Raw genomic sequence first — 12,395 nt, 5'->3', positions numbered from 1 at the left:
GGTAAATGTATCTTTAACCGGGTGGCCATGCCATGGCACGCCCACCTAAGAGATGCAGGTGAGCGTGGAAAACACTCTGGCCTGCCTCTTCTCCGGTGTTAAAAACAGTTCGGTAGCCATTTAGCCCGCGCTCCTTGGCGATCTGATCGGCAGCTAAGAAAAGCTCTGCCGTGATGGTCGCACTATTGCGGGCAATACCTGCAGCGTTTTCAGTGTGCAAGGTTGGAACCAGCAACACATGTGTTGGTGCCTGGGGATTTAAATCATTAAATGCCACAACGTTTTCGTTGCGCAACACGATGTCAGCCGGGATTTCTCCCTCAATAATTTTGCAGAAAATACAGTTGGGATCTAAGGCCACCTAATTACCATACCTTCAAAAGCGCTGATACTGCCGAAACGGCGGCAATACCCGCGTGTGCCGAACGCAATATTGGGCGACCCATCAGCGCAACCTTTGCACCTGCATCAGTAAAGGCCGCAATTTCTTCATCGGTTAAGCCACCTTCGGGTCCGATGATAATTAACAAATGTTCAACATTGTGAGATGACACCTGATCAGATAATTTACTTGTGGCACTTTCATGGAAAACAATTGCCAGATCGCTCAATTTTATTGCTTCACAAATCTGGGCACTGGTTGCTACTTCTGTAACTTCAGGGATTCTAAATCTGCGAGATTGCTTGCTTGCTTCACGCGCTGTAATGGCAAATTTGTCTGAACCCTTACCGATACTGCGCGTAGCTGCCCACGGAACAATGCGGTCAACGCCAGCTTCAGTTAACAATTCAACGGCTTCTTTTGCGCGATCACCCTTGGGTAAGGCCTGTACAACGGTAATCGTTGTAGCAAGTGGTTCTTGAAATCCTGACTCCATAACCCGAACCTGCATAGACTTTTTCTTTACCTCGGTTGCTACAACCTGTGACCATGAACCCTGGCCGTCGCTAAGCATAAATTCATCGCCTGTCTGCATCCGCAATACGCGAATCGCATGATTGGCATCATCGTTAGCAAACTCGTATTGCCCGCCAACATGTGTTGGTAGATCGTCTACGAAAAAGAGCGTAAACATTACTTGTGGAACACTCCCTTGAGTTTGCTAAAGATTGATCCGTCTTGACCCTTTACATGGGCTTCGTTAGCTTTTTCGCCACGGGCTTCGGCAAATGAACGCAGAATCTTTTCTTCATCCTTGCTTAACTTTGTCGGAGTAATCACTTCTATATGAATAATCAAATCCCCACGGTCTCCACGACGCAAGCGGGTCATACCCTTGCCCTTGATAACAATCGGTGTGCCACTTTGCGTACCTGGCTTTACATTGACATCTACTGGTCCATCTAGCGATTCAACTGTCACTGTGGTGCCAAGTGCTGCAGCGATCATCGTGATTTCCAAAGCCATATGCAATGTGTCGCCATCTCGAACTAAGTATTCGTGACGCTCTTCCACAATTTCAACATACAAATCACCAGCAGGACCGCCGCCTGCACCAACTTCACCGCGTCCTGACATCTGAATTCTGTTTCCTGTTTCGACACCAGCAGGAATTTTTACATCAATTGTTTGACGACTGCGTACGCGGCCTTCGCCAGCGCATTCACGACATGGGCTCTTAATTACGCTGCCATATCCCTGACATGCATTACATGGACGAGATGTCATAACTTGTCCGATTACAGATCGTACAACTTGTTGTGTTTCGCCACGTCCCTTACAGGTCATGCAACTTTCTGGATGTTGTCCATCTAAACAGCCCGTACCTGTGCACTTTGGGCAAACAACTGCTGATTCAACAGTGATTTCACGCTCTGTTCCAAAACATGCTTCGTTTAGATCAACTTGAATTCTGATCAGTGAATCTTGTCCTGCACGTGTGCGTGGACGCGGTCCACGAGATCCTCCACCACCAAAGAATGCATCCATGATGTCGCTAAATCCGCCACCAAAGTTTGCTCCGCCAAAATTACTTCCACCCATGTCATAGGACTGACGCTTTTGCGGATCGCTCAAAACATCGTATGCCTCAGTAACTTCTTTGAACTTTTCCTGGGTGTGCGGATCAGGGTTCACATCTGGATGCAGTTCGCGTGCCAGTTTGCGATACGCCTTTTTGATCTCATCAGAACTTGCGCCCTTTGTAACACCTAATGTTTGGTAATGATCAGCCACTTATGCACCCTCATTGATAAATCGTCCGACATAACGTGCCACTGCATCGACCGCAGCAATCGATCCTGCGTAATCCATACGAGTAGGTCCTATAACACCAACTGCGCCATGTTGAGCCGACTCTACGCCGTAACCAACTGTGACTAATGAGGTTGACTGAAGATTTGTTTCATTCTGTTCGCTACCAATACGAACATGAACAGTTGAACGAGCTTCATCTAATAAGCGCAAAATTACTACTTGCTCTTCTAGCGCTTCTAGGATTGGTGAAAGGGTAAGACCTAGATCATCGCCAGATCGTGCCAAGTTGGCTGTTCCTGAGATTGCCATTTTCTCGCGGCTGTCGCCAATAATTGGGTAGGTCACAACGGCAACCTGCTTTGTAATATCAGCCAACAACTTTGCAGATCTTTTCAGTAACTCTTCCAAATCATTAGAGCCTTGCAGAAATGTTTCAATCGCTCGGCGTTCAGCGGTCGACAGTTGTTTTACAGTTGCTAACTTATCTACAAAAACTCGATATCCAAGATCTGTCGGAATACGTCCAGCGCTTGTGTGAGGCTGGGTGATTAGACCTTCATCTTCTAGTACAGCCATTTCATTGCGGATCGTGGCAGGTGAAATTCCCAAACCATGGTGATCGGCGATTGATTTCGAGCCGACAGGTTCTTGGGTCGCAACGTACTCATCGACAATTGCGCGAAGGATTTCAAGACGACGTGATGACATTTGTTCCAAGAGTACTAGATACTGATTTCTCGCACGATTCGATCTGCGATCAAGCGGCCCTCAGGGGTCAGCAATACGCGGTCATCGTGTAGCTGAACAAATCCATTTTCGCGATAGATCGCTAAGACCTCCAATTGATGGGGTTCCAGCAGTTCTATCTGCAAACCTTCGCGCATTCTGATCCCAAGTAAAATCGCTTCATCTTTGATTTGTGCTGCCGTCAGTAGTTCGCTATCTAAAATCGGGGACTCCCCCGCAAAAAGTTTCTGCTTATACGTTGTTGGGTGTTTTAGATTCCAGAAGCGTTTTCCATCAACATGTGAATGTGCGCCAGGTCCAAGGCCCCACCAGTTCTTGTTTTCCCAATAGGCAATATTGTGTCGACACTCATGTCCTGGCTTTGACCAGTTGGACAATTCGTACCAAGTAAGTCCTGCTTGTTCGCACATTTGATCAACCAATAGATACATATCCGCCATCAGATCATCATTAGGCATAGTTAAATCACCGCGCTTTATCTGTGCAGCAAGCTTTGTTCCGGTTTCAACAATAAGTGCGTAAGCACTGATGTGATCGATATCTAAGGCAAGTGCGGCCGCTACGGTCTCGCGCCAATCATCCAAACTTTCCCCAGGGGTGCCATAAATTAAATCAACACTGATTGATTTAAATCCTGCGGCACGAGCCATCGTGATCGCTTTTTCAACATTTGCCGGATTGTGTGTCCGATCAAGGGCTGCAAGGACATGAGGTTTTGCTGATTGCATACCAAAAGAAATGCGATTGAAACCAACTTCTAGGTAACGAGCCAACTTTTCTTGCGTTACTGAATCAGGGTTGGCCTCAAGTGTGATTTCGCAATCTGCCGCTAAACCATTGCGAGCTTTGATAGCCGCAATTACTCGGCCTAGATCATCTGCTGGCAATAAGGATGGTGTTCCGCCACCAAAGAAAATAGTTGGGACAGTATCTGTGGGCGCAGCTTCTAATTCGCGTAGTACCGCATCGATGTAATCATTGCTGACGATTTCAAGAGTTGCGCCATCTTGTAGCTCTGAAGGTGTGTACGTATTGAAATCGCAGTAGCCGCAGCGCTTAATGCAGTACGGGATATGAACGTAGAAAGAGAGCATCATTGCCCTGCTTTACGGGCAGCCTTAATCTGTTCAATGTCCGCATCCGTTGCAAGAGCAGCAACGAAGGCCTCTTGCGGAACTTCAACGCGTCCCACCATCTTCATGCGCTTCTTACCCTCTTTTTGCTTTTCCAATAGCTTGCGCTTACGTGAAATATCTCCACCGTAACACTTAGCCAAAACATCTTTACGGATCGCACGAATACTTTCGCGAGCAATAATGCGAGCACCAATGGCCGCCTGAATAGGAACTTCGAACTGTTGACGAGGAATTAGTTCGCGTAGTTTGCCGGTCATCATTACGCCATATGCGTAAGCCTTATCGCGGTGAACAATTGCGCTAAACGCATCAACCGCTTCACCCTGTAACAAGATATCGACCTTAACCAAATTACCTTCGGCCTCGCCCTTTTCCTCGTAATCTAAGGATGCATAACCCTTTGTGCGACTCTTTAATTGATCAAAGAAGTCGAAAACAATTTCAGCCAATGGCAGGTCATATCTGATCTCAACTCGATCTTCAGAGATGTAATCCATGCCCAACAAAACACCACGGCGGTCTTGGCATAACTCCATGATGGTTCCGATGTATTCAGAAGGGGCCAAGATTGTTGACTTTACGATTGGCTCAAATACTGCACCCACCTTGCCATCAGGAAACTCTGATGGGTTAGTTACTCGTACTGATTTTCCATCTTCCATAGTTACGTTGTAAACAACGTTTGGCGCTGTAGAAATAAGGTTTAGTTTGTGTTCGCGCTCCAGACGTTCGCGCACAATTTCCATGTGCAGCAGACCTAAGAAACCGCAACGGAAACCAAAGCCAAGAGCAGCAGAGCTTTCTGGTTCGTACACAAGGGCTGCATCATTTAACTGCAACTTATCTAGCGCTTCGCGAAGGATTGGAAAGTCAGCACCATCTAATGGGAACAGGCCAGAGAAAACCATTGGCTTAGGATCTTTGTAGCCAGCAAGTGCTGTTTTTGTTGGGTTGTTATAGGTAGTAATTGTGTCGCCCACACGAGATTGGCGAACATCTTTTACACCTGTAATTAAATACCCTACTTCGCCAACGCCAAGACCCTTGCCAGCAAGCGGTTCTGGTGAGATCACGCCAACTTCTAAAGCTTCGTGACGTACTCCAGTTGAAAACATTTGAATCTGCTCGCGCGGAGACAAGTGACCATCGACAACACGAACATAGGTAACAACACCGCGATAAGCATCGTAGACAGAGTCAAAGATCAGTGCACGTGCTGGTGCTTTTGGGTCTCCAACTGGGGCAGGGATTTGAGCGACGATTTGGTCTAACAAATCAGCAACGCCATCGCCAGTTTTTCCTGACACACGCAAGCAATCTTCTGGTTGGCAGCCAATCAAACGTGCAAGCTCTGCGGCAAACTTTTCAGGTTGTGCGTTTGGTAAATCAATTTTATTGAGCACCGGAATAATTGTTAGGTTATTTTCCATTGCAAGATATAGGTTTGCAAGTGTCTGTGCTTCGATTCCTTGTGCGCAATCAACAAGTAGAACAGCGCCTTCACATGCTGCTAGCGAGCGCGATACTTCGTAGGTAAAGTCAACGTGACCAGGTGTATCGATCATGTTCAAGATGTATTCGTCGCCATCTAGCGATGAACGCCATGGCAAACGAACTGCCTGTGACTTAATGGTGATTCCGCGTTCGCGTTCGATATCCATGCGATCTAGATACTGTGCGCGCATATTGCGAGCTTCCACAACTTCGGTGATACCCAACATGCGATCAGCAAGAGTTGATTTACCGTGATCAATATGGGCAATGATGCAGAAATTACGTATCTGCGCCGGATTAGTTGATGCTGGTTGCGGCGCCTTAGCAAGTGAAATTGCAGGCATGAACCTAGCCTCGCTTTAAATTAGTAAAGGGATTAACGTGCGCCGGCTTTGGCAGCTGCCTTAGCCATTGAAGACTTCTTGTTAGCTGCTGAGTTCTTGTGAAGAACACCCTTTTGTACTGCAACATCTAGTGACTGTGATGCAGCGCGGAGTTCGGTTGTGATCGCAGCAGCATCTCCTGCAGTTACAGCGTCGCGGAACTTACGTACGGCTGTCTTGATAGATGAGCTCACAGACTTGTTACGAAGGCGTGCCTTCTCGTTGGTCTTGATGCGCTTGATCTGAGACTTGATATTTGCCACGTGCGTAGTTCTCCGAACTTTAGGTTTTACGTTGAGGGGTAAGGGTACCGAGTTGAGCGCTCAGGCTCAAATCGGGGCCACTGCTAAGCGGTAATAATGCCCGATGATGAGGCGCGGCGGCGCTTTCGGCCACCTGCCTTAGCTTCGACCTTGGCCACTTCTGGCTCTTCGGTCTTACTCTCTTCATTGAGTGATTCGTGGAACTCGTGAGCTGTCGCGTCCTTTTCATCGGCATCTTCATGGTGAGAAGAAGGAGTATCTAGCTGAGGCGCTGGAGCTTTCATCTTTACCGGCTCCATATGAATATGAATTCCGCGTCCGCTACATGAATCACAGCTAGTTGAGAAGGCTTCGATCAATCCCTGACCAACACGCTTACGTGTCATCTGAACCAGACCAAGAGATGTAACTTCGGCAACCTGGTGCTTAGTGCGATCGCGACCAAGGCATTCAACCAAGCGACGCAATACAGCTTCACGGTTTGATTCAAGAATCATGTCAATGAAGTCGATAACAACAATTCCACCTAAGTCACGAAGACGTAGCTGGCGTGCAATCTCTTCTGCCGCTTCCAAGTTGTTCTTGGTAACAGTCTCTTCCAGGTTTCCACCCTTACCGATGAACTTACCGGTGTTAACGTCGATAACAATCATCGCTTCGGTGCGATCGATTACAAGTGATCCACCTGAAGGCAGATAAACCTTGCGATCAAATGCCTTTGCAAGTTGTTCTTCAACACGGAAGTCAGCAAACAAATCGCCGGTGCCGGTGTACTTTTCAATTTTCTGTGTTAATTCAGGTGCGATAAAGCCTAGGTAGTTTGTAACTTCATCCCACGCAGTTGAACCCTGAACAGTTAGCTTGCGGAAATCTTCATTGAAGATATCGCGGATAACACGAACAGCCAGATCTGGCTCTTCATACAACGCTGCAGGGGGATGGAAGTTTGCATTCTGGCTCTTTGCATAAATGTCATCCCATTGCGCCTTCAAACGTGCAACATCATTTGTTAAATCTTCTTCGCTCACACCTTCGGCAGCGGTACGAACAATCACGCCAGCTTCTTCAGGAATTAAGTTCTTCAAGATTGCTTTCAAACGTGAGCGTTCTTCTTCCGGTAAACGCTTTGAAATACCTGACATTCCGCCACCTGGAATATAGACAACATAACGTCCTGGCAATGAAATTTGGCTAGTTAGGCGCGCACCCTTTTGCCCAATCGGATCCTTAGTTACCTGAACTAATACCGGTTGGCCAGTCTTTAAAACTGTTTCGATTTTACGAGGTGCTGATTCTGAAATACCAGCAGCATCCCAATTAACTTCACCCGCGTACAGAACTGCGTTACGTCCCTTGCCGATGTCAACGAATGCTGCTTCCATTGATGGAAGCACATTTTGTACCCGACCCAAATAAACGTTACCAACGTAGGACTGGTTGCTATTACGGTTAACGTAATGCTCAACCATGACGCCATCTTCGATAACTGCAATCTGTGTGCGGTCTGCAATTTGGCGGACCAACATCTCGCGATCAACGTTTTCACGACGTGCTAAAAATTCTCCATCGGTAATGATTGTTCCGCGCTTGCGATATGGCTCGCGGTAATCGCTGCGACCGCCTCGTTCGTTACGGTCATAACGATCATTGCGATCATTGCGGTCACGACGATTACGGTTGTTATTGCGATCTGGTCGAGCTGGTCGTTCTACCCGTTCGCGCTTTTCGCGGACCTTAACAACAGTGATGACACCATCTTCTTCAATGGTCTCCCCTGGTGTTACACCTTCACCTGTTGCACGACGGCGACGACGGCGACGAGTAGAAGTTGCTCCTTCAGCTGAATCCTCATCTGTTGCTTCTTCACTTGAATTTTCATCTGTATTTTCCGTATTAGCCGCATCAGTTGAACCTGGCTTGCGACGACCACGGCCACCACGGCGGCGGCGGCGATTGCGGTTAGCGCGCTCTTCAGAATCACCAGATTCGGAATCTGTCGCTACAGCGGGCTTTTCGGAAATCTCTGCTGGCTCATTCTTGGCAGCAGCCTTCTTACGAGGCTTAACTTCTGTTGCTTCTTTCTTTGCTGCTGGCTTTTCTGGAGCTGCTTGAAAGATTGCAACTGGAATAGCTGCTGCTTTCTTACGAGCTGTCTTTTTTTCTTCGGGGACATCCACCACTGGGATGTCTACTTTTGTTGAAGCTTTCTTAACCGCACGCTTGCGCGGTGTTTTAGGCTCAATCGCCATGGCACCAAATCCTTTGTGTCTGCTTGTGCAGACTGTCTTCTTAAAAAATCCTGTTGGGTTTTCCGTACCGTTCGCGCTGGGCTTGTTTCGCGATTGATCGCGAGCCGCGCTGAACTAGTGCCCTAATTATGGCAGAGGCAGGGCTATTTGCCTATTTAACCCCGTAAACGAGCGTGGACGTTTTGGAGCAAGCCGATCCCGATCAAGGTGGCAAACATCGAGGATCCACCATATGAAATAAATGGCAATGGCACCCCTGTCATCGGCATCAACCCCAAGGTCATACCGATGTTCTCAAAAATCTGAAAGGCAAACCAGGCGATTACACCGGTACACACCAATCGCCCAAAAGGATCATTGGTTCGACGTGCAATAGAAAAACCGCGCATCAGCAAAATGAGGTACAAAATCAAAATTGCACCACTGCCTACGAAACCAAGTTGTTCGCCGGCAACTGTAAAAATAAAGTCTGTCTGTTGCTCTGGCACAAATCGTCCACTTGTTTGTGGACCATTAAATAATCCAGTACCCAACAAGCCACCAGATCCCACTGTGATACGTGCCTGGCGCAATTGATACCCCGCGCCTTGTGTATCGGCGTTGGGATCAACAAATGTTTGCAAACGATTTACTTGATACTCGCTAATGACTCCAGCTTTGACCGCAACAAATCCACCCAAAACAGCCAATAGCAACAATGCTGTAACCCAACGCGCCGGTGCTCCTGAGACGGCGATAATAGTTACAACCGCTGCCGAAATAATCAATACGGTTCCCATGTCAGGTTGAACAATGATTAATAAAACTGGAATCGCGGCAACTGCTAAAGATTGCAACACATCTGTACTTGTTGGTCCATTGCTGTCATGTGTGCGCTCTGACAAGATCATCGACATTCCAATAATAATTGCAATCTTGGCTAGCTCTGCCGGTTGAATTTGAAATCCACCGGGTAACGCAATCCAGGCTTTTGCACCATTGACTTCAGCACCTAAACCAGGAATCAAAACTATGATTAATCCCAGTACACCTGCTCCCCACAAAAATGGCGTGTATGCGCGTAGCAATCGATAATCAATAACAGTTACGGCATATGCCAATACCAACCCAATCAAGATGTTGATGATGTGACGTTTTAAGTAGTACTGGCCATCTAAACCATTGCGGGTGTACCAATCTCGGGTTGCAGCCCACACAAGCAGTGTTCCAACAAAAAGTAATAGTCCGACAACCGTGGTTAAAATTGGATCAAATCCATGGAAAAAAGATTGACGACTGCGTCGATATAAACCTTGGCGAGCGTGAATCTGACTCATGGCGTCGCCTCCTTAGGTTTAGTTGCAGGTGAAATCTTAGGCAACTGAGTTGGTGGTTTTCCTTCTGGGAACAACGCCGCGCCAGGAACAAGTGTGTTACCTGTAACGCCAAATAGTGTTGAGTAAATCTGGCGAACACCAAGCCCAGAAGTTGATGCACCAAATCCGCCTTGGCCCACCATCATGACAACTGCATAACGGGGATTCTTGCTTGGCGCATAGGATGCGAACCATGAGGTGTCATCTTTAAGTGAACCATTTGGATTTCTTCCAAACACCTGACCAGTTCCGGTCTTGCCACTAATTTCAATTGGAAATCCTGCAAACGCTCCCGCGCCAGTTCCGCTAACGACCACTTCTCGCAGCGACTTTTGCAAAAACTTTATCGTTGATGGTGCTGCAGTTAATGTCCCAAGTTTATTTGGTGTAAATGTCTGGACTACAGATCCGTCAGTTTTTACAATTGCTTTGGCGACAAGTGCTTGCCAAATTGTTCCGCCATTACCAATTGCGGCATACATCTGAGTCAACTTAAGTGGCGTCACAACAGTGTCACCTTGGCCAATCGAAAAGTTAACTGCATCTCCAGCACGAACTTTGTCGCCATCAACACAGTTTTCCGCAGCTAGTTGCAGTAAGAATGGTGTCTGCTGTGCCTTGGTTGCACGCTCTTTATAGTTACAGTAAAAATCTTTGTTCTGCTGATACCAACTCTTTTTGTAAGCGCGATCAGCCAAGCGCGATGTGGATTCGGTTGGTAAATCGATTCCAACTTTTTGAGTAATTTTAAATGATTGCGCGGCCTTAAAGAAGTAATCGTTTGGGCTTGATTTTGGTCGTAATCCACCGTCTCTAAGCCATTCATCAAAGGCAATCTGATACCAAATAGTGTCGCACGAAACAGCGATCGCCTTAGTCATATTCATAGTTCCTTGATTTTTACTATCAAAGTTCTGAAACGCACGTGTGCCAACCTGGACCTGCGAAGGGCACTTGTAATAAGCATTCAAGTCATAACCAGCTGCAGCTGCAGCAACAACTGATACAACCTTGAAAGTAGATGCCGGTGCAAACAAACCTTGCAATGCACGGTTTAGCGCGGGTACCGATTTCTTTTCACTAAACAAATCTGATGCCTGTTGAACCGTCAGCCCTTTTTCCCAGGCATTGGGGTCATAGGTTGGATATGAAGCAAGTGCCAATATCCGTCCGGTCTTAATATCCATAACCACCGCTGCACCAGAATCAGATGTGTATCCATTAGCGCGGCCACGCAAGACAGCATCCTTTAATGCTTTTTCAGCCGATGCTTGCAATCGAACATCCAAACTTGTTACTAAGTGATTTCCTCCAACTGGTTTGGTATTTTGACTCTCACGAATAACAGATTCTTTGCGATCAACAATGACTGTGCGAATTCCTGGCTCGCCGCGCAAAAAGGAATCGTACTGAATTTCAAGGCCAGTCTTACCGATAGATTCACTGCGAAAATATTTGTTTCCATTTCCTTCTAACAGATCTGCCTCGGTTAATGGGCCTACATAACCCAATACATGTGCAGCATTTACATCTAAATAACTTGGATAACTTCGGATAGCGACAGGATGTGCATCAACACCAGGAAATTCATCTGAACGTTCTACGATCTGTAAGGCAATATCAGGATCGGCTGATTTTGTAATCGGAATTGGTTGGAATCTAGATCCTTGCCAGCAACCTGCTTTTTCTCCCTTTGGTAATTCGCCGCATAACCGAGTGTTTTGATAAATATCCTTATATTTAAGCTTCAACAAAGTGGCCAAGCGTTTCATGACTCCAACGCCTTCGTCATCAAGCTTATCGATAGCAATTCGATCAATTGTGATGGCCAAACCAGCCTTATTCATGGCTAATGGGACTCCAAATCCATCAACAATTAATCCACGATTGGCAGGAGCAACGACATCACGGCTTTGGATGCTTAATGCAGCATCTCGATATTTTGGACCGGCTGCAACTTGCAAATAAAAGAGGCGTCCAAATAATGCCGCCATTAAGGACACAATTAGAATTTGAACTACGAGTAAAGAAAGACGGGACTTGTTGTTCATAAAGTAGACCGTGAATCAAAAACCAAAACATGCAATCGAGTAAATACTGGCAACACAATTGGTGAAATAAGAAGCGCCCAAATGCTCATTCCAAACAAAGTAATCAACACTTGTATAAATGAGCCTGCAGAAACCCCGAGTAATGCGCCAGTTGCAACGTATGCAATTTCTGCCAAAAGGTTTGCAACTACAACAAAGAAGATAATTCCCACTGCATTAGCCCGAACATTGTCATCTCCGTAACCAATATAAGAAATGGAATACCCTGCCACCAGCATGATCAAAGTCCATTGGCCAAATGGTCCAGCCGCACTCTGAGACAGATCCATTAAGAAGCCTGCTGCAAATCCAATAACCGCTGCGACCTCAGTTTCACTTAGGACTGCCCACGTTAAAGCAAAGATCATCAATATAGAAAAGCCACCGCCCGGTAAACGAAACTGCGAAATAATGGATTCTTGAATTGCATAAATCATAAGAAAAATAGGAGCAGCAATTGAAATCTGGCGAGTAAGCATGG

At 46.7% G+C, this 12,395-nt stretch carries 11 protein-coding genes; all 11 read right to left on the bottom strand.

The features are described 5' to 3' along the window. Window positions 1-13: 13 nt before the first annotated feature. Window positions 14-361, bottom strand: coding sequence for a histidine triad nucleotide-binding protein (locus tag AC9UGD_RS01805; protein ID WP_509568700.1), 348 nt, complete (start codon window positions 359-361; stop codon window positions 14-16). A 4-nt stretch (window positions 362-365) separates the two neighbouring features. Next, window positions 366-1,076 (bottom strand): 16S rRNA (uracil(1498)-N(3))-methyltransferase, encoded by a 711-nt coding sequence (locus tag AC9UGD_RS01800; protein ID WP_509568697.1) that lies wholly within the window; start codon window positions 1,074-1,076, stop codon window positions 366-368. Further along, window positions 1,076-2,176 carry a molecular chaperone DnaJ gene (dnaJ, locus tag AC9UGD_RS01795; protein WP_509568694.1) on the bottom strand — a complete coding sequence of 367 codons (1,101 nt, stop codon included), beginning with the start codon at window positions 2,174-2,176 and terminating at the stop codon, window positions 1,076-1,078. The genes AC9UGD_RS01800 and dnaJ overlap by 1 nt, the downstream gene beginning before the upstream one ends. Then, window positions 2,177-2,905, bottom strand: coding sequence for an HrcA family transcriptional regulator (locus AC9UGD_RS01790; protein ID WP_509568691.1), 729 nt, complete (start codon window positions 2,903-2,905; stop codon window positions 2,177-2,179). It lies immediately after the preceding gene. Window positions 2,906-2,919: 14 nt separating this feature from the next. Beyond that, entirely contained in the window at window positions 2,920-4,041 is a 1,122-nt protein-coding gene (gene hemW, locus AC9UGD_RS01785) for a radical SAM family heme chaperone HemW (RefSeq protein ID WP_509568688.1), read from the bottom strand. Then, on the bottom strand, window positions 4,038-5,918 hold the full coding sequence (gene lepA / locus AC9UGD_RS01780; protein ID WP_509568685.1) for a translation elongation factor 4: 1,881 nt from the start codon (window positions 5,916-5,918) through the stop codon (window positions 4,038-4,040). Before lepA ends, hemW begins: the two co-directional genes overlap by 4 nt. Window positions 5,919-5,950: 32 nt before the next feature. Further along, entirely contained in the window at window positions 5,951-6,220 is a 270-nt protein-coding gene (gene rpsT, locus AC9UGD_RS01775; RefSeq protein ID WP_509568682.1) for a 30S ribosomal protein S20, read from the bottom strand. 83 nt (window positions 6,221-6,303) lie between these two features. After that, entirely contained in the window at window positions 6,304-8,469 is a 2,166-nt protein-coding gene (locus tag AC9UGD_RS01770) for an Rne/Rng family ribonuclease (RefSeq protein ID WP_509568679.1), read from the bottom strand. A gap of 155 nt (window positions 8,470-8,624) precedes the next feature. Beyond that, a complete protein-coding gene (gene rodA, locus AC9UGD_RS01765; RefSeq protein WP_509568676.1) occupies window positions 8,625-9,785 on the bottom strand; it encodes a rod shape-determining protein RodA in 1,161 nt (386 codons plus the stop codon). Continuing rightward, the gene (mrdA, locus tag AC9UGD_RS01760) at window positions 9,782-11,875 is read right to left on the bottom strand and encodes a penicillin-binding protein 2 (protein WP_509568673.1); all 2,094 of its coding nucleotides are present in this window, start codon (window positions 11,873-11,875) and stop codon (window positions 9,782-9,784) included. The genes rodA and mrdA overlap by 4 nt, the downstream gene beginning before the upstream one ends. Then, on the bottom strand, window positions 11,872-12,393 hold the full coding sequence (locus tag AC9UGD_RS01755; RefSeq protein ID WP_509568671.1) for a rod shape-determining protein MreD: 522 nt from the start codon (window positions 12,391-12,393) through the stop codon (window positions 11,872-11,874). Before AC9UGD_RS01755 ends, mrdA begins: the two co-directional genes overlap by 4 nt. Between the last annotated feature and the right edge of the window lie 2 nt (window positions 12,394-12,395).

The organism is Candidatus Planktophila sp. (genome assembly GCF_044232745.1).
GTDB lineage: Bacteria > Actinomycetota > Actinomycetes > Nanopelagicales > Nanopelagicaceae > Planktophila.
This window is presented reverse-complemented; position numbering and strand designations above follow the sequence as displayed.

Coding starts and splice junctions, on each gene's coding strand:
- AC9UGD_RS01800 (WP_509568697.1), bottom strand. CDS start 1,076: ATGTTTACGCTCTTTTTCGTAGACGATCTACCAACACATGTTGGCGGG.
- AC9UGD_RS01790 (WP_509568691.1), bottom strand. CDS start 2,905: ATGTCATCACGTCGTCTTGAAATCCTTCGCGCAATTGTCGATGAGTAC.
- hemW (WP_509568688.1), bottom strand. CDS start 4,041: ATGATGCTCTCTTTCTACGTTCATATCCCGTACTGCATTAAGCGCTGC.
- lepA (WP_509568685.1), bottom strand. CDS start 5,918: ATGCCTGCAATTTCACTTGCTAAGGCGCCGCAACCAGCATCAACTAAT.
- AC9UGD_RS01770 (WP_509568679.1), bottom strand. CDS start 8,469: ATGGCGATTGAGCCTAAAACACCGCGCAAGCGTGCGGTTAAGAAAGCT.
- rodA (WP_509568676.1), bottom strand. CDS start 9,785: ATGAGTCAGATTCACGCTCGCCAAGGTTTATATCGACGCAGTCGTCAA.
- mrdA (WP_509568673.1), bottom strand. CDS start 11,875: ATGAACAACAAGTCCCGTCTTTCTTTACTCGTAGTTCAAATTCTAATT.
- AC9UGD_RS01755 (WP_509568671.1), bottom strand. CDS start 12,393: ATGCTTACTCGCCAGATTTCAATTGCTGCTCCTATTTTTCTTATGATT.